At 73.3% G+C, this 17706-nt stretch carries 14 protein-coding genes; 5 read left to right on the forward strand and 9 right to left on the reverse strand.

What is annotated here, in order from left to right; genetic code table 11:
* The first annotated feature begins 96 nt into the window (after window positions 1-96).
* Genes DMB38_RS13805 through DMB38_RS13815 form a run of 3 tightly spaced genes read left to right on the forward strand, consistent with a single transcriptional unit; the run spans window position 97 to window position 2446 of the window.
* Window positions 97-393, forward strand: coding sequence for a hypothetical protein (locus DMB38_RS13805; RefSeq protein WP_240662206.1), 297 nt, complete (start codon window positions 97-99; stop codon window positions 391-393).
* On the forward strand, window positions 390-1748 hold the full coding sequence (locus DMB38_RS13810) for a putative T7SS-secreted protein (protein WP_125935445.1): 1359 nt from the start codon (window positions 390-392) through the stop codon (window positions 1746-1748). Before DMB38_RS13805 ends, DMB38_RS13810 begins: the two co-directional genes overlap by 4 nt.
* Complete coding sequence (locus DMB38_RS13815) at window positions 1745-2446, forward strand: hypothetical protein (RefSeq protein ID WP_125935446.1); 702 nt, start codon at window positions 1745-1747, stop codon at window positions 2444-2446. The genes DMB38_RS13810 and DMB38_RS13815 overlap by 4 nt, the downstream gene beginning before the upstream one ends.
* A 29-nt stretch (window positions 2447-2475) precedes the next feature.
* Here DMB38_RS13815 and DMB38_RS13820 read toward each other — a convergent pair whose 3' ends face one another.
* The 3 genes from DMB38_RS13820 to DMB38_RS13830 all read right to left on the reverse strand — a co-directional run bounded on the left by DMB38_RS13820 (window position 2476) and on the right by DMB38_RS13830 (window position 8371).
* Window positions 2476-2811, reverse strand: coding sequence for a hypothetical protein (locus DMB38_RS13820; RefSeq protein ID WP_047016339.1), 336 nt, complete (start codon window positions 2809-2811; stop codon window positions 2476-2478).
* A 101-nt stretch (window positions 2812-2912) separates the two neighbouring features.
* Window positions 2913-3215 (reverse strand): WXG100 family type VII secretion target, encoded by a 303-nt coding sequence (locus DMB38_RS13825; protein WP_026276583.1) that lies wholly within the window; start codon window positions 3213-3215, stop codon window positions 2913-2915.
* Window positions 3216-3445: 230 nt separating this feature from the next.
* The gene (locus tag DMB38_RS13830; protein ID WP_125935447.1) at window positions 3446-8371 is read right to left on the reverse strand and encodes an FtsK/SpoIIIE domain-containing protein; all 4926 of its coding nucleotides are present in this window, start codon (window positions 8369-8371) and stop codon (window positions 3446-3448) included.
* 217 nt (window positions 8372-8588) lie between these two features.
* Here DMB38_RS13830 and DMB38_RS13835 point away from each other — a divergent pair, with 217 nt between their 5' ends.
* Window positions 8589-9233: a hypothetical protein gene (locus DMB38_RS13835; RefSeq protein WP_047016341.1), complete on the forward strand. Its 645-nt coding sequence runs from the start codon at window positions 8589-8591 to the stop codon at window positions 9231-9233.
* 106 nt (window positions 9234-9339) lie between these two features.
* Here the strand turns inward: DMB38_RS13835 and DMB38_RS13840 are convergent, their stop codons facing one another.
* The 4 genes from DMB38_RS13840 to pdxH all read right to left on the reverse strand — a co-directional run bounded on the left by DMB38_RS13840 (window position 9340) and on the right by pdxH (window position 14361).
* On the reverse strand, window positions 9340-10263 hold the full coding sequence (locus tag DMB38_RS13840; protein WP_125935448.1) for an alpha/beta hydrolase: 924 nt from the start codon (window positions 10261-10263) through the stop codon (window positions 9340-9342).
* A 444-nt stretch (window positions 10264-10707) separates the two neighbouring features.
* Window positions 10708-11394: a metal-dependent transcriptional regulator gene (locus DMB38_RS13845; protein WP_047016343.1), complete on the reverse strand. Its 687-nt coding sequence runs from the start codon at window positions 11392-11394 to the stop codon at window positions 10708-10710.
* A gap of 169 nt (window positions 11395-11563) precedes the next feature.
* On the reverse strand, window positions 11564-13096 hold the full coding sequence (locus DMB38_RS13850) for a PAS domain-containing protein (protein WP_125935449.1): 1533 nt from the start codon (window positions 13094-13096) through the stop codon (window positions 11564-11566).
* Between the two features lie 629 nt (window positions 13097-13725).
* The gene (gene pdxH, locus DMB38_RS13855; protein ID WP_125939017.1) at window positions 13726-14361 is read right to left on the reverse strand and encodes a pyridoxamine 5'-phosphate oxidase; all 636 of its coding nucleotides are present in this window, start codon (window positions 14359-14361) and stop codon (window positions 13726-13728) included.
* Between the two features lie 377 nt (window positions 14362-14738).
* On the opposite strand from pdxH, the gene DMB38_RS13860 reads away from it, so the two are divergent.
* Window positions 14739-15845, forward strand: coding sequence for a citrate synthase 2 (locus tag DMB38_RS13860; protein WP_047016346.1), 1107 nt, complete (start codon window positions 14739-14741; stop codon window positions 15843-15845).
* A 264-nt stretch (window positions 15846-16109) separates the two neighbouring features.
* Here DMB38_RS13860 and DMB38_RS13865 read toward each other — a convergent pair whose 3' ends face one another.
* Together DMB38_RS13865 and DMB38_RS13870 are read right to left on the reverse strand one after the other, a co-directional pair.
* Window positions 16110-16895 carry a TetR/AcrR family transcriptional regulator gene (locus tag DMB38_RS13865; RefSeq protein ID WP_125935450.1) on the reverse strand — a complete coding sequence of 262 codons (786 nt, stop codon included), beginning with the start codon at window positions 16893-16895 and terminating at the stop codon, window positions 16110-16112.
* Window positions 16883-17677, reverse strand: coding sequence for an enoyl-CoA hydratase family protein (locus tag DMB38_RS13870; protein WP_125935451.1), 795 nt, complete (start codon window positions 17675-17677; stop codon window positions 16883-16885). Before DMB38_RS13870 ends, DMB38_RS13865 begins: the two co-directional genes overlap by 13 nt.
* Between the last annotated feature and the right edge of the window lie 29 nt (window positions 17678-17706).

Here is a 17706-nt window from a genome sequence, read left to right on the forward strand (position 1 = left end):
GTCCTTCGAGTGGAACCGTGCACGCGGTATTCCGCTTCCTATCATGCGGCGGGGGATCGTTCCGCGGGGTAACCACTTCGGCTTCCGGGGGAATTCGTGTCATTCCTGAGGTTCTTCCATGACGACGTCATGGCGATGGCCAGGACCCTCGAGTTCAGCGGGGACCGTATGAAGGAGTCCTCGAAGAAGATCGCCGGCACCGACGCGAGCCTCGTCGGCCACGACGAGCTGCGTTCGGCGTGCGACGACTTCGCGGACTCCTGGGACTACGGCTTCGGCCAGCTCTCCAAGCTGACCAAGGGCGTCTCGGAGTTCGTCGTCACAGCGGCCGACGAACTGGAGAAGCTGGACAAGAAGCTCCACGACGAGCTGCAGAAGGCGGGGAAGAAATGACGCGCCCCGAGGATTTCCCGAACCTCGGCTTCGACCCCGCGCCCGGCGATCCGGACACCGTACGCCGCCTCGTCACCGCCATCGGCACGGTCACCGGCCAGAGCGGGACGGCGCAGTCCCAGCTCAAGCGGATCGGCGAGACGGACGGCCTCTGGGTCGGCAAGGCCGCCGACGCCTTCAGCGAATCCGTGTCCGAGATCCCCCCGTACCTGGAGAAGGCCCTCACCTCCCTCGACGCCGCCCACCGCGCGCTCTCTGCGTGGGAGACCGGCCTGACCGGCTACCAGGACCGCGCCCGCAAGCTGGAGCGCGAGGCCGAGGCCGCAGCCGCGCGCGTCGGGTCGGCGCAGCGGGCCCTGGACGGGTTGCCGGGCGACACCGAAGGGATGACGGACAAGGAGAAGGAAGAGCACAAGAAGGACAAGAAGGGCAAGACCGCGTCGCTCGACACCGCCTCGGCCGAGCTGGAGGCGATACGGGGCCGGGCGCGCGCCCTGCACGCGGAGTTCAACGGCGACGCCGAGACGGCCGCGCGGCAGATCAAGAACGCGGCGGACGACGCGCCGCCGGAGCCCAACTGGTTCGAACGGCGTCTCGACGACCTCGGGAACCTCCTCGAAGCCGCCTGGGACACGATCACCGACCCCAACTTCTGGAAGCTCATCGGCGACATCCTCGCCGACGTCGCCATGGTCATCGGGGTCATCTGCCTCCTCGCCATGCCGTTCGGCGGCATCGCGGGACTGGCCCTGATCGGCCTGTGGGTCGGCGCGGGCGCCTTCGCGGCGCACGCCATCGCGCTGGCCGGCGGCGCCGAGGGCATGACCTGGCAGACGCTCGCCTGGGACGCGGCCGGGGTGCTGGCCGGCGGCATCGGCCTCGCCGGGGCGCGGCTCGCGCAGTCCGGCCGCGCCCTGGTCCAGGCCGGGCGGAACCTGCGCGCCACCGAGGGATTCGCCGCCGCGCTCGGCCGGGTCGGCCCGGGCAACTGGGGCAACCTCGCCCGCCTCCCCAGCGGGATGGCCAACTCGCTGCGGGGCTTCGCCATGTCGGGCCAGGGGTGGATGAACGTGGCCGCGGGCAATCTCGTCGACTGGTCGGCCACCATCGCCGGCGCGGGCTTCGCCATCGGCTCCAACATGAACCCCGGACGGTGGACCGACGGCAACTGGAACATGGCCGATATCCCGGTCATCGGGCCGATCTCGGCGCTGACCGAGTACCGGCCGCCGGAGCCCGACGTCGTCGCGCCCGGTCCGCTGCCGCCCCGGGTCGACCCGCCCGCGATGCTGGCGTCGGCGGGCGACAGCTTCACCCGCGGGCTCAGCCCCTCGCAGATGGGGACGGCGGCATGACGGTGGCCGAGGGCGCCCGCAAGATCCCGTACGCGTTCAGCTACCGCGTGCCGGACGAGTTCGTGCGCCTCCCCGAGGCCGACACCCTGGCGGGCTGGGACGAGGCGCTGGGGCGGCTGATGCCGGACGCGGACGAGGAGCGACTCGCGGCCGCCGGGCTCCAGATGCGGCGGTTCCTGCCGCTGCTGTCCGAGGGCGGCGAGACGACCGTCCTGACCGCGATGTGCGTCGGCACCGAGGAGGTGGACGGCGACGAACGGCTCTCCATGGGGCTCCTCGCCGTGTCCGCCCAGGCCAGCGACCACGACGACCAGCTCATGGCGGCCGAGGGCATCTACCGCGCCAAGGAGCAGAAGTTCTTCGCCGGGGAGAAGGAGCCCCGGGAACTGGACTACGAGTTGGGCAAGGGGCTCCAGGGCACGCAGGACATGCTGCTGGCGGTGAAACTCCCCGGCGGGCCCGGGGTGATGTCGGCGTCGCTGCGGTCGCTCACCCTGCCCGGAGGCGACGCGGAGACTCCGGCGCCGGTGATCCCCTTTGCGTCGCTGCAGTTGATCGTGCCGGCGCCACGCGGCTACTGCGCGTACGTCACGATTGCCACGCCGTCCGTCTTCCTGCTGGACTCCTACTGCATGCGGCTCGCCCACGTCGGCCGCACCTTCGGCTTCGACGTGCCCGCGGGCGGCGACGTGGCATAGGGAGAAGAAGGGGGGCCGGGAGCCGGGCGCTACTGGTTGCCGCCGCCTACCTGGCTTTCCTCCTTCTTCGTGCCCTTCTTCAGCTCGTTCTCCAGGTCCACGTCCACCTTGTGGGCCTCGCGCACCACCGTGTCCGACATCTCCGCCAGGCTCGTCAACTGGTCGTCGATGTCGCCCCGGCCGTCCTTCCAGCCCGACTCGAAGTCCTCCAGCTTGTCGACCACGCCGCTGTCGCCGATGTCGTCGCGGTACGACTCGAAGGTGGCCTTCGTGCGGTTCATCCGGTTCTTGATGCTGCGCAGCCGGCCGCCGAAGCCGTCGAGCTCGCTGAGCGGAATCGCCAGCCTGTCGCCGTCGTTGCCCATGAGCCTCTCCCCCAGTCACTACGAAAGCGGGGCGCCGCCGCACCGAATACGATGCCACGGCGCCCCGGCCAAGCGAAACGAACCGAACCGAATCGCGAAGGTCAGCCCTTGAGGCCCTTCTCCAGCTCGGAGTCCAGGTTCTCGAAGGCCTCGGCGGCGGACTTCAGGAAGTCGCCCATTCCCTCGAGGCCCTCGATGGTCTTCTTCGCACCGGTGGTGAACTCGTCGAAGGACTGGTCGAACTGCTTCGAGGACCGACCGGTCACGTAGCCGTCGCTCACCAGGCTCTGGATGTACTTGCGCAGGTCATCCAGCTTGCGGTCGATGTCCTGCCGCTCGTCCTTGAGTCGCTTGGCGGCATCCCGCATGTCCTGATATGTAACATCGACATCGGCCTTGCCCATGGCAGCTACCCTCCCGTTTGTCTCAACCGTCGCGAGGGCCGTCCCCGAGACGTCAGTCATGCATCGTTCGTATCTTGCAACCGTAGACGCAGTCGCCCGCCCCCGCGGTTGCAGGGTCATGCCACACGCCGCAACGGCGGTCGCACCAGTGGCGGTTGCGCCAAGGGCGCACACGACGGTGGCGCCCACGACGGTGGCACCTGCGCCGGCAGCCGTTACGCCGACGGCCGTTACGTCAGCGGTGTCGTCACCGCGAACGGCTCGCCGTCGCCCAGGTGCAGCAGGCCCTTGCCCGGCTGCACCTGGTCGCCGACCGAACCGCGGTTCAGCCGGATGCCGATGAGGTCGCCCGCCGACGGGTCCTGCGGGGACAGGGCGACGCCGCGGCGGGCCTTCTTGGCCTCCACCTGCCAGCCGGAGAAGCCCGAGGCGACCTCCTCCTCGTCGCCCGCGAGGACCAGTGCCCAGCCGCGCTCCGCGCCGCGGCGGGCGATGGCCTTGAACTCGTCGCCCGCGTCGCAGTTCGTCAGCATCTCGGCGTCGTCCACGAGGACGACGATCGGCTCGTCCGGCGACGCCTGCTTGAGCAGGTCGTGCACCTCGTCCTCGTCGATGTCGTCCTCGGTGAAGACCTGCAACACGCCCTCGCGGTCCGCCAGATCGCGCATCGGCGACGGCCGCGGCGCGGCGATGACCAGGCGTACGCCCTGCTGGAGGAAGGTGAGCGCCATCGACTTCAGCACCGTGCTGCGGCCCGACTTGGCCGGGCCGCCGATGATGAACGCAGGGATGCCGTCCGCCAGGTCGGGGCCGAAGCCCATCAGCTCGTCGCCGCCGACGCCGACCAGCGCCCACAGCTTGGAAGCCTCCTGCGCCTGGACGTCGCGCATCTCCCAGGCCTCTTCGAAGCCGAGGCGGCTGGGCAGCACGTCGACGCGGAACGGGCGCAGCGAGCGCGGCACCGCGGCGTCCCGCGCCGTCGCCGCCTCGCCGATGGCGGCGACGGCGGCGGCCTGCGCGGCGCCGGACAGGTCGTCGGAGAGGACGGCTATCTGGGTCTCCAGACCGCTCTCCGCGCGGAACATCCGGCCGGGCGCGATGTCCTCGGGAATGTTGCGGGCGTTGAGGCTGATCATGGAGAAGTCGGAGCGGTCGGGCAGCCGGAAGGCGAACTTGTCCTCCGTCAGCGTGCTGATCCGGCCGGTGAGCACGCTGCGGTCGCCGGTGATGATCATGTGGATGCCGACGCTCGCGCCCTCGCGCAGCAGCCCGTAGATCTCGTCGGTCAGATCGCCGTGGTTGATCTCGCCGAGGGTGGGCAGCCAGCCCTCCCAGCGGTCGAGCAGCACCACGGTGTACGGCAGCTTCTGCTCCGGATCCGACGCCGCGGCCCGCTGCTCGGCGATGTCGGCGAAGCCGTCGGCGGCGAGCAACTCCTGGCGGCGGCCCAGCTCCTGCTTGAGCCGGCCGATGAGGCGCACCGCGCGCTCCGTCTGGTTGCGGCTGACGACGGCGCCGCAGTGCGGCAGCCGGGTCAGCGCGTTGAGCGCGCCGTTGCCGCAGTCGATGCCGAACAGGTGCAGGTCGGCGACCGAGTGCGTACGGGCCAGGGAGGCGGCGATCGTCCGGAGCATCTGCGAACGCCCGCTGCGCGGCGCGCCGCCGACGATGAGGTGCCCGAAGTCGGCGAAGTCGATGGCGACGGTGCGCCGGGCCTGCTGCGCGGGCAGGTCCTCGATGCCGTACGGGGCGGGGGGCAGGGGCCCCGCGCCCTGCGGCGCGGGCAGCGCGTCGAGTTCGATGCTGTCGGGCAGCGCGGGCAGCCACGGGCTGTGCTGCTCGGGGATGCCCAGGCGCTCGTTGGCCTCGTTGACCGCGTCGACGAGCACCTTCAGGTCGGTGATCTCGTCCTCCTCCTGCTGTGCTCCCGCCGGGCGCTTCAGCGCGCCCCGGCCCAGCTCGGCCCAGCCGAGGCGGCCGGCCCAGGGCTGGGCCGTCGCCGGGTCGGCGGCGCCGGGGCGGCGGCCGCCGACGCGGCCGGACTGGAAGGGGACGAGGGAGGCGTGGCCCAGGCGCACATAGGCGCGGCCGGGCATGGACTTGGCGATGAACCCGGCGTCGGGGGCGTCGATGACGTCCGCGGACTCGCCGCCGTCGGTGACGCGCAGCGCGATGCGGAGGTTGGTGTTCGCGCGGATCTCCGGGGAGACCACGCCGCTGGGGCGCTGGGTGGCGAGCATCAGGTGGATGCCGAGTGAACGGCCTCGGGCGGCGATGTCGACCAGGCCGGTGACGAAGTCGGGCAGCTCGCGGACCATGGCGGCGAACTCGTCGATGACGAGCAGCAGCCGGGGCAGCGGCGCGTACCTGCCGGGCTCGCGGCGCAGCAGGTCCTGGAAGTCCTCGATGTCCTTGGCCTCGGCGTCGGCGAGGATGTGCTCGCGGCGGTGCAGCTCGGCGCGGAGCGATTCCAGGGCGCGGGTGACGAGGTGGTTGTCGAGGTCGGTGACCATGCCGACGGTGTGCGGCAGCTTCACGCAGTCCTTGAACGCGGATCCGCCCTTGTAGTCGATGAGGACGAACGTCATGTTCTCCGGGGTGTTCGACACCGCGAGCGCCGCGACGATCGTCTGCAGCAGCTCGGATTTGCCGGATCCGGTGGTGCCGGCGATGAGGCCGTGCGGGCCGTCCTTGCGGATGTCGATGGCGAACGGGCCGTCGTAGGACTCGCCGATGACCGCCGTCGTCGACTGACCGCCGATCTGCCAGCGGGCGGCGATGGCGTCCCCGGTCGGGGGCTCCAGCTCCACCACGTCGAGCAGCCGGCTGGACGAGGGGATGGCCGCGTCCTCCGCTTCGCCGCTGATGTCGCGCACGGGCGACAGACCGCGCGCCACCAGCGCGCACCACGCCGGCGAGACGAAGTCCGGGCGCACCCCGCGGCGCCGCTCGGAACCGGCCTGCTCGACGCGGAGCCGGATCGGGCCGGTGCCGTCGGCGGCGGCGGCGCGCTGCGCGGCGTCCTGTGATTGGCCCGTGCCCCAGGCGCCGACCTGGAACGGCGGGTAGCCCCCGGGGCCGCCGGGCCCGCCGGCCCCGGCCACCTGCTGCAGGGGGATGCCCTGCGCGGCGGCGGCCCGCGGGTCGTGTTCCTCCGGCTTGGGCTCGGCGACGACGATCGCCTGGCACTCACCGGGCAGGAAGCGGTCCTCGGAGTCGAGGCAGATGGCGAACATCGACACCGCCGGGCCCTCGCGCAGCAGCCGCACCACGCCCGGCAGCGAACGCAGCCGGCGCGAGCCGTCGAAGACGATGACGATGTCGGGGTCCTTGAAGGACGTCGGCCCGCTGGACCGCTGGTCCTTGGCGGCCTTCTGGCGTGCGTCGAGCAGTTGGGTCAGCTCGGCGATGCGGGCGGCGACGGTCTCGGTGTCGGTGCCGATCAGCGCGTTGGTGTCGTACTCCCCGGCCGGGCGGGCGTGCGGCAGCCAGCGCATCCAGTCCCAGCCGGCCTGCCCGCCGGGCTCGGTCAGCACGTAGAACTGGACGTCGAGCGGGCTGTGCAGCACGGCGGACTGGGCGACGGCCCAGCGGCCGAGGGAGCGCGGGGTGTCGCCGGCGCCGGCGATGCCGAGGACGCCGATCTGCCGCAGCGGCACGGTGACGGGCGCGTCCTGGATCTTCCACAGCACCTGGCGGCGGTGCTCGTCCTGCTCGGGGTCCTCCAGCAGCACTTCGGAGTCCAGCTCGGCGGTGCCGAAGCGGATCAGCAGATGGTCGGCGTCGGTACGGCGCCGCTCCCAGAGCCGGGTCCGCGGGCCGGTGGCGGTGGACAGCAGCAGGGCGGGGTCGGGGCCGCCCAGCCGCCGCTCGTTGCGCTCGGCGACGAGGGCGTCGCGGGCGTCCTTCTCGATCCTGGCCTTGTGTTCCTTGTACTCGGCGACGGCCTTCACATGGGACTTGCGGCCGTGCTTCTTGTCCATGAAGTAGTTGCCGATCATGATGATCGGGCTCATGAACGCCATCAGCAGGTAATACCAGCGGCCCATGACGAGGCACATGGTCACGCCCATGACGGCGGGCATCAGCGCCATCAGCCACGGCAGCGGCCTGGCCTGGCCCTCCTTCGGCGGCGCGGGCAGCTTGAAGCGGGTCTCGCGGTCGGGCGGGAGCAGGCGCGGCGGGCGGTTGTAGTCGAGGCCGGCGCCGTCCTCCGAGGTGGCGACGGCGGCGTCCGGCGGGGTGTAACGGACCAGCTCGAAGAGCGAGTTGCCCATGGCGACCTGGGCCCCGTACGGCCAGGCGTCCTTGCTCCGCGGCGGCTCCTGCGGCAGCGGCGGGGGCGCCGGCTCGCCGGCGCGCCGCCGGCGGCGCTCCTCCCGGCGGGCCTCGCGGCGGCGGCGCCTGCGGGCCCTGCGGGTGTCGTCGTCGTCCGACTTCTCCTTGGGCTTGGCCAGCTCGGCGAACGTCGTGCCGTCGAGGGTGGCCTTCTCCTGGTCGCCGTGGACGTGGACCTTGCACGTGCCGTCGGCGGAGACGGTGAGGCTGAAGGCGCGCTCGGGCAACTCCGGGTCGGAGACGCGGATATGCGTCGCGTTGCCGCTGCCGACGTCGACGCGGCCCAGGCCCAGACGGTGCACCGCGCCGGCCATGGGGCCGCCGACGACGCGCAGCTCGACCAGGCCCGTGACCTCGCGGGGCGGGCAGCCCACCGGGTCGTAGAGGCTGACGACCGTGCCCTCGCGCAGCGGCGACTGGGCGACGGGCAGGCGGGGGTCGACGGCGAAGCCGTCGACGAAGACGGGCGGCGGCGCGGCCTCGGCGGGCTGCTGCGGCGGGGCGCCGGGCGCGCCGAAGGGGACGGCCGCCGGGGGCGCTCCGGGCGGGGCGGCCGGCGGCGCGCCCGCCGTGGCCCAGCCGCCGGGCATCTGCGCGGGCGCGGCCTGGGCGTGGGCGTGCTGGGCCTGTTGCGCGTGCGAGGCCGGCACCTGGGCCGCCTGCGGCGCGCCGTGCGGCACCGCGGCGGGCGGCGGTGAGTCGAGCTGGCCGGCCAGGACGCGGGCGACATCGCCTACGGACGATTCCGCCTCGGCGTCGAGGACGACATCGGCACGGTCGCCCCCGAGCGGATCGACGACGGTCAGGGTGAGGCGCACGCTGATCCTCCTCGAACGTCCCCGGCTGTTCCCCGGCTTTCCCCCCGCGGAAATGCGTTCAGCTCGGACACTAGGGTCTACGAAACGATATCCGCCCCGGGCTTCGCGGGGACAGCGCGTATCCGGGATTGTGGATAACTACGTGTGGATAACCGCGCCGCCGCGGCCGGGACGCGGTGCGGGAGACGACCGTACGTGCGACAAAAGGGGGCAGGGCATGAGCCGCTGGATGGAGGCGCTCACGATCGAGCGCGGAGGCTTCCGGATCCGGGTGCCGGAGTCGTGGTGGGAGTTCGACGTACGGCCCGAGTCCCGGGACGACGGCATCCGGCAGATGGTCAACGACCGGGTCCGCCGCAATCCCGAACTGGCCGAGCAGCGCGGCGTGCTGGAGGCGTTCCTGCGCAAGGCCGCCAAGGACGCCTGGGCTTCGGGCGCGCTGTACTGCGGCTGCATGGCGGAGAGCTTCGGCGGCGACGTGCCGGTGACCGGCTCGATCACCGTCTCCCTCATCGGCGCCCGCACCGAGAGCGGCGAGCTGCTGCCGACCGACCCGGCGCTGATCGTCGGCCAGATCAAGCAGATCCGGCCGAAGAAGGAGGGCGACGCCTGGCGGAAGGTCTCGACCGTCGAGATCGAGGGGATCGGCACGGCCGCCCGCACGCAGGGCGTCGAGGACGTCAAGATCCCCGGCGACGACCGCACGATCCGCGCCGTGCTGATGCAGACCTTCATCCCGGTGCCCGGGCAGGAGGGCAAGGTGGCGCTGGTGGCGGGGAGCAGTCAGGTGCTGGATCTGGCGGACTCGTTCTTCGACGTGTTCGACGCGATCACATCGACGTTCCGGTTCGTCGGCGAGTAGCGCCGGGGGGACGGCTGCCGCGGCGTACGCGTCGGCCCCGCGGGCGCCTTCGTACCGTACAGCCCGCAACCCGCCCCGCTCCCACGTCGGTTCGGCGCGCGTCGGTTCACTTCGGGGTGAGCACGTTCTCCAGGAACGGCTCTATCGCCCGGTGGAACGCCTCCGGGTCCTCCAGGTGCAGCAGATGGCCGGCCTCCAGCTCCGCGTACTCGCCGCGGGGCAGGACGCGGACCATCTCCTGGGCCTCCGCCCGGCCCAGCTCGCCGTCGATGCCGCGGATCACCAGGGCCGGGCACTGCACGAGGGCCAGCTCCTCCCAGTGCGCGTCGTGCACCCAGGTCTCGCGGGCCCGCAGCATCTGCCGGCGGGAGAACACCGGGCGCCAGCCGTCCGCGCGCTCGGCCATCACCTCGGCGAAGAACTCGCCGCGCGCGGGGCGGGGGCGCTCCAGGATGGGATCGTCCTCGCCGAACCACTTGCGGACGTCGGCGAGCGTGGCGAACGGCGTCGGCCAGGAGCGGAACCACTCCTCCCACTCGCGCTGCGAGGCCGCGCCGAGCGCCGAGGCCCGCATGTCGCAGATCACCAGCCCGCGCACCAGGTCGGGGCGGCGGGCGGCCAACTGCCAGGCGGTGAGCGCTCCCATCGAGTGGCCCACGAGGACCACCGGCGCGAGGTCCAACTGCTCGATGACGGCTTCCGCGTCCGCGATGTACGCCTCGCGGTCGAACGGGCCGTCCCCCGGTTTGTCACTGCGCCCGTGTCCGCGCTGGTCGAGCGCGATGGCGCGGGAGCGGGCGGAGAGCCAGCGGGCGGTGGTCGCCCAATGGGACCCGCGGCCCATCAGGCCGTGCAATAAGAGCACGCCGGGGCGGTCCTGCGGCGCCGGGCCCGGCGGGCCGCCGGCCGGGCCGGCGGCGGACCGGCCGCGCGCCGCGATGCCGTCGGCACCGCGCTTCGGCGGATCTCCGTACTCCCAGGCGGCGAGACGCAGCCCGCCCGCCCCCGGCACGTTGATACGACGCACCATGTGTGCCGACACCCCCAATCCGTTCGGCAAGCTCACGCTATCGAATATCTATTCGAACACCGCGGTACAGAGCCCAACACCCCTCGTTCGAGTGACCACGGCCGGGGATTGGCCGCGGTCGTCGCGGGGAGACAGAGACCGGGAGGCGGACCCGCATCGGGGACAACGGGTCCAAGGGGAGGCGACCCTGGGAGCTCGGGGCTCCGGGTCGGTGCGGGGAGGCGGGGCCCCGGCGAGCCAGGCGCCGGGGCCCTCGTCGCGCCACCCGCAGGTGCGCGGGGGTCCGGATATGTCAGCGGCATGGCCCACCCCTCCCAGATGCCGTCAGCGACAGCGTGGCACGCCCGGTCCCGGTGCGCTGCCGTTCGGACAGGAATCCCGCGGTCCGCTTAACGCCAATCGCGACAACGGCGCAAACCCGCCACCAGCCTGGCCCGAACGGATCTAGCGCTTGGCCACGAAGACGTGCGAAGCGACCTCCGCGTCCAGCTCGGCGGCCTCGCCGCCGCTGCCGACGAGCACACCGCCCGCCGAGTCCGTCACGCTCACCACCGCGCCCGGCTGCACACCGGCCCGCCGCAGCGTGTACATGAGCTGGGAGTCGGTCTGGATCGGCTCCCCGATCCGGCGGATGATCACCGTCCCGGCGTCGGGGCCCAGCGCCGACAGGCTCACCATGCCCTCGTCCAGGAACGGGTCCGCCTCGGCCTTCTCGCCCAGTTCCTCAAGGCCGGGGATGGGGTTCCCGTACGGCGACTCCGTCGGGTGCTTCAGCAGCGCCAGCACGCGGCGCTCAACGGCCTCGCTCATCACGTGCTCCCAGCGGCACGCCTCCGCGTGCACGTGCTCCCACTCCAGGCCGATCACGTCGACCAGCAGGCACTCCGCCAGGCGGTGCTTGCGCATCACCCGGGTCGCGAGCATGCGGCCCTCTTCCGTCAGCTCCAGATGCCTGTCGCCGGCCACGCGCACCAGCCCGTCCCGCTCCATGCGGGCGACGGTCTGGCTCACCGTGGGGCCGCTCTGGTCGAGCCGCTCCGCGATTCTCGCGCGCATGGGGACGACGCCCTCCTCTTCGAGTTCGAGGATGGTGCGGAGATACATCTCCGTTGTGTCGATCAGTCCGGACATGCGTGCCCCTAGATTTCTCGTGCGGTGGCCCTGCACCAATTCTGACGCATCACGGTGACAACCGGACCTGCCGCGTTCCTTTCGCCTGAATTTCGCCGCCGATCTACGGGAAAAAGGCGATCCGCGCCCGGTCTCCCGGGTCCTGGTCACGGACCCCGCCGGGCAGGTACTAACCCAGCAGCTCCGCCAGGTCCAGCGAGGCCGCGACCCGTACGGCCACGTCCTCCGCGTACGCCGCATCCTGCCGGGTGAAGCCCTTACGGCCGCCGCCGCGCAGGAACGTCACGACGCCCAGCGTCCGGCCGCGGCTGCGCAGCACCGTACAGAGCGCGTGCATCGTGCCAGGCGGCCATTTCCGCGCCACCGACCAGCCCTCCGCGACTTCCGGGTCCACGCCCCCGCAGCCCGCGCGCACCGTGCCGCCGCGCTCCACCGCCTGGAGCGCGGGGTGCCCGGCGGGGTAGCGGACGGGGAAGCCGTGCGGCCCGGCCGGCAGGCAGGGGCCAGGCCCCTCGGCGGGCGTCGCCGCGGCCCGGGTGAGCTGCACCGGGCCCGGCGGCGCACCCGCGTCGTGCGGGGCGGCGGGCCCCGGCGGGGAGCCGGGGTCCGCGGGGGCGGCGGCCAGGTCGACCAGCGCGTGGTCGGCGAAGCCGGCGAGCGCGAAGTCCAGATAGACCGTCGCGGCCTCCATCGGGTCCTCGCACTCGGCCGCGGCGCGCGAGGCGCGGTGCAACTGGTGGTCCCGGAAGCGCAGCACCGAGGCCGCGTCCTCGGCGAGCTTCGCCTCGGTGACGTCCTGGAAGAGCCAGCCGACCCCGAGGGGCACCGGGTGCTCGGCGAGCGGCGAGGCGAGCCGTACGAACGCGCCGCGCAGGCACCGGCGCCGTACCGCCGGATCGCCGCCGGTCTCGCCGCGCACCGTCACCCACACGTCGGCGGGGACCGCGGTGCTGCCCTGCGCCAGTACGTGCTGGAGGGCGCTCTCGACCTCCTCCGCGCCCTGCTCCAGCAGCTCGCCGAAGGGGCGCCCGAGCAGCCCCGAGCGCCGGGCGCGCAGCACGCGCGCCGCCTGGCCGTTGGCCAGCGCGGGACGCAGGTCCGCGTCCACGAGGAGCACGCCCCAGGCGGCGTCCTCGCAGAGCGCCTCGCTGAAGGCGATGGACCGCTCCAGGTCCATCTGCGCGTGGACCTCGCTGAACGCGCAGTAGACCCCGACCGCGACCCCGCCCGTCTCGGCTCCGCCCGGACGGACGGCGGAGGTCTGGGTGCGTACGAGCACCCGGCCGCCGTCCTTGCGCAGCAGCGCGAACTCCTGCACCTGCCGCCCCGGCACATCCATCGCGCCCATCAGGCGCGCCTCCACCTCGGCGGCGTCATCGGCGCGGACGGCCCAGCCGGCCAGCCCGTGGCGGCCGACGGCCTCCGCGGCGGTCCAGCCGAGCAGCCGCTCGGCCTCACGGTTCCAGTGGGTGACGACGCCCTCGGCGTCGAAGGCGCACAGGGCGGCGTCCATGCCGTCGAGGAGCGCCACCAGCAGATCGGGGGCCGCTTCGCGGCGATCCCGCGGCGGCGCGTCCCCGGCCGCCGCGTCCGCCGCCGCGGGCGGTGACCCGGCGGCGTCGTCTCCCGTGTCCGGAGCGTCCGCGGCCTGCTCGCCGGAGGCGTTCCTGCGGTCCCGGTTGGTACGCCGGGTCGCGCTCATCAGGCACCCCCTGCTCGCCGCGGCGTCGTGTGCGTGGTGTGGTGCACCCGGATCATTCAACTCGAACGTGACGCAGCACACACCCCATTCCGTCGAAATCGTTGCACGCGGAGGGGGTCCACCGGGAGGGGGTGCGGGCGGGGAACCCGCTGGCAGCGCCCCGGGACCGCCGTGGACCAGCGGATTCCGGCCGTACGCGGCGGGCGGCCGGATCCGCGCGGGCGGGCGTCGTTCGGCCCGCCGAGAAATCACTTGAGGGGGCCGAGGGGCGTGCCTAGTGTGTGAGGCACACGAGAAGGGAGGTGGTTCGGCAGATGATGAAGTACCGGACGCGTGAGGTGACTGCGGGCTAGTGGTCCGCCGTCGCGCTTGAGCGCAATGCCGGACCCGGGTGCCTAGGACGCACCCAGCCGGCCCTTATCCCAGGCAGTTCACCCGACCCGCGGTCCGCCGGTACGTCCGACCGGCTCCCCTCCAGGGGAATGGGCCGCGGGTCGTCTGCTGCGCGGAGGCCGTTCTTCCCGGTCCTTCCCGGCCTTCGTCCGCGGCGGGGGCTCAGCCCCCTGGACCCCCGCGCGCGCCGTCGCCGCCGTCGTCCTCGTCCTCGTCCTCGTCCTCGTCCCGTGGCGCTACGGGCAGAGGCGCTCCACCGTCCAGCCGCCGCCCGCCGCACCCTCGGTGCGTACGTACCGCAGGCGGTCGTGCAGCCGGTTCTCGCGGCCCTGCCAGAACTCCACCGTCCGCGGCCTGACCCGGAAGCCGCCCCACTCCGGCGGCGCCGGCACCTGCTCGCCCTCCGGATAGCGGTCCGCCAGCTCCTCGTACATCCGGTCCAGCTCCGCCCGCGACGCCACCGCCGACGACTGCTCGCTCGCCCACGCGCCCAACTGCGAGCCGTGCGGCCTGGTACGGAAGTACGCCACCGTCTCGTCCCGGCCCGTACGCTCCGCCGCCCCCGCGATGATCACCTGGCGGGCGACGGGGTGCCAGGGGAAGAGCAGCGACACATGCGGGTTGGCGGCCAGCTCGCGGCCCTTGCGCGAACCGTAGTTGGTGTAGAAGACGAACCCCCGCTCGTCCACGTGCTTCAGCAGCACGGTGCGGGAGCTGGGCCGGCCCTCGGCGTCCGCGGTGGAGACGACCATCGCGTTGGGCTCGTGCAGTCCGCTCGCCGCGGCCTGCCGGAACCAGCGGCCGAACTGCTCGAAGGGATCGGCGGCGAGGGAGTCCTCCGACAGTCCCGCGGCGCGGTAGTGCGCGCGCATGGCGGCCGGATCGAGGGAGCGTTCGGTGTCAACGTCAACGTGGCGCACCTACATATCTTGCAGTATGAGCGGCCGTTGCGGGCGGGAGTCTGCCCGCTCGGCGCACCCCGTAACCCTCCGGGGCGGGATCGGTGGAGTGTGCCCGATCTCACGTCACCTCGCAGGTAGGCGACCCGACAGATCCGCCGCCCGACCACTGTGGAAACTCGACAGCCCCGGCTATGGTGGCCCGGAATGCACGCCCCGGACCGCGAGCGATGGCGCCGCGGAGCCTGGCCAGCAGGTACACCCCCCGCACCACTCCACGCCCTGGGGCCGACACCCGCCCGTCGCTGCACACCCCCCGCAGCGCACGCCACACATGAGGGAGCCGCCTGATGTCCGATTTCGTACCCGGGCTTGAGGGAGTCGTCGCCTTCGAGACGGAGATCGCCGAACCCGACAAGGAGGGCGGCGCGCTCCGTTATCGCGGTGTGGACATCGAGGACCTGGTGGGCCACGTCTCGTTCGGCAACGTCTGGGGTCTTCTGGTCGACGGCGCCTTCAAACCCGGTCTGCCGCCCGCCGAGCCCTTCCCCATCCCCGTGCACTCCGGCGACATCCGCGTCGACGTGCAGTCCGCGCTCGCCATGCTCGCGCCCGTCTGGGGGCTGCGGCCGCTGCTCGACATCGACGAGGCGCGCGCCCGCGAGGACCTGGCGCGGGCCGCCGTCATGGCGCTGTCGTACGTCGCCCAGTCCGCCCGCGGTCAGGGGCGGCCGATGGTGCCGCAGCGGGAGATCGACAAGGCCCGTACGGTCGTCGAGCGGTTCATGATCCGCTGGCGCGGCGAGCCCGACCCCAAGCACGTCGCCGCCGTCGACGCCTACTGGACCTCCGCCGCAGAACACGGCATGAACGCCTCCACCTTCACCGCCCGCGTCATCGCCTCCACCGGCGCCGACGTCGCGGCGGCGCTCTCCGGCGCGGTCGGTGCGATGTCCGGGCCGCTGCACGGGGGCGCGCCGTCGCGGGTGCTCGGGATGATCGAGGAGATCGAGCGCACGGGCGACGCCGAGGGCTACGTGAAGCGGGCGCTGGACAACGGCGAGCGGCTGATGGGCTTCGGCCACCGCGTCTACCGCGCGGAGGACCCGCGGGCGCGGGTGCTGCGGCGCACGGCGAAGCAGCTCGGCGCGCCGCGGTACGAGGTCGCGGAGGCGCTGGAGAAGGCGGCGCTGGCGGAGCTGCGGGCGCGGCGTCCCGACCGGGTGCTGGAGACGAACGTCGAGTTCTGGGCGGCGATCGTGCTGGACTTCGCGGAGGTGCCGGCGCACATGTTCACGTCGATGTTCACGTGCGCGCGGACGGCGGGGTGGTCGGCGCACATCCTGGAGCAGAAGCGGACGGGGCGGCTGGTGCGGCCGTCGGCGCGGTACGTGGGGCCGGGGACGCGGTCGCCGCAGGAGATCGAGGGCTACGCGGAGGCGGGCGGCTCGGCGTGAGGCGGGGTGCCGCGTGACGCGCGCGGGTCGGCGTGAGGCGCGGGTCGGCGTGAGGCGCGGGTCGCGCCGACGCGTGGGCGGCCTGAAGTGAATCGGCTTGCGCCGGCTGGGCCGCGATGAGTCAGCCACGGATCGGCCCGAGCCGGGTCTGCCGGGGCGGTTGGGTCCGCGGCGGCTGGGGGTGGGCCCCGCAGGGCGACCGCCCCTTCGTTGTCGGTGGAGCGGCCTACCCTTGGGCGGGTGTGCGGGGGATGTGGGGTGGGCTCAGCGGGGGTGGGGGTTCGAGAGGGCGGTCGTCAGCAGGTGCGACCACTGCGTCACGACGCGGTCGCGGCGGGCGCTGTCGTCCGTGAGCAGGGTCGCCAGGCCCAGGCCGCGGGCCATGTCGAGGAAGCCCTGCACCGTCTCCCGTACGCCCGGCACCGACTCGTCGGCGCCGAGCAGCGCCACCGTCATCCGGTGCGCCTCGCGGCCGACGCGGGCCTCCAGGGCGGCGACGCGGGGACGTAGCTGTTCCTCGTTCGCGGCGGCGACCCAGAGCTGGAGCGCGGCGCGGAAGAGGGGCCCGGTGTAGAGGTCGACGACCCCGCGCACGACGGCGGCAGTGGCCGCGTCGGCAAGGGGCGTGGCCGCGGCGGCGCCTCCGGCGGTGGCTTCCGTCCCTGCGGGGGCCCTCCCCCCGGCGGCCTTTTCTGCGTCGGCTCCCGCACCGCCCGTTGCGGCGGCTCGTACCGGGCCGGCTCCCTCGGCTCGTCCCGCATCCGCCGCCCCCGCCGCCGGCAGCAGCGCGCGCAGGGCCGCCGAGCGCTCCGCCGCCACGTGTTCCACCGCCGCCGTGAACAGGTCCTCCCTGGTCGGGAAGTGGTGCTGCGCCGCGCCCCGCGAGACGCCCGCCCGCTCCGCGACCACGCTGACCGTGCTCCCGCCCCAGCCCAGTTCCGCCAGGCACGCGACCGCCGCCTCCAGCAGCCGCTGCCGGGTCGCCCGGCTGCGGTCCTGCTGCGGGCCCCGGCCCCGTGGCTGGCGCGGGGCGTCCGTCAGCGGAACCACTTCGGCTCCCGGCGCTCCAGGAACGCCGTCATGCCCTCCCTGGCCTCCGGGGACGCGAACAGCGACGCCGACAGCTCCGCGAACGGCTCCGTGTCCCGGTCGAACGCCCGCAGCACCTCCCCGGTGACCAGCCGCTTCGACGCCGCAAGGCCCTGCGGCGACGCCGCCCGCAGCCCGTCGAGCACCGGCGTCAGCAGCGCGTCCACGTCGTCCCCCGCCAGCGTCACCAGGCCGATCCTCGCCGCCTCCTCCGGGCCGAAGCGCTCGCCCGTGAGGTAGTAGCGCGCCGCCGCGCGGGCGTCGAGCCGCGGCAGCAGCGGCATCGAGATCACCGCGGGCGCGAGCCCGAGCCGCGCCTCGGTGAACGCGAACGTCGCCCCCGTCCCCGCCGCCGCGATGTCGCACGCGCCGAGCAGCCCGAGGCCCCCGGCCCGTACGTGCCCGGTCACCCGCGCGACGACGGGCTTCGGGCACTCCACGACCGCCCGCAGCAGCCGCGACAGCGCCAGCGGCCCGTCCGTGACCGCGGCGGCGGCCGTGGCCTCGCCGAGGTCGGCGCCGGCGCAGAAGGTGTTGCCGGTGTGGGTGAGCAGGACGGCCCGTACGTCGTCGTCCTCCGCGGCGGCGGCCAGACCCAGGTCGAGTTCGGCCATGAGGCGGGTGGAGAGCGCGTTGCGGTTGTGGGGCGAGTCGAGCGTGAGGGTCGTGACGCCGCGGTCGTCGCGCGCGGTCCGGACGAGGGGCGCGTCGGCGGCGGCCGGTTCTGCGGGTGCGTCGGTCATGGCGGGGAGGTGCTCCTTCGGTACGTAGG

Origin of the sequence: Streptomyces sp. WAC 06738, assembly GCF_003945505.1 — a bacterium.
Lineage (GTDB): Bacteria > Actinomycetota > Actinomycetes > Streptomycetales > Streptomycetaceae > Streptomyces.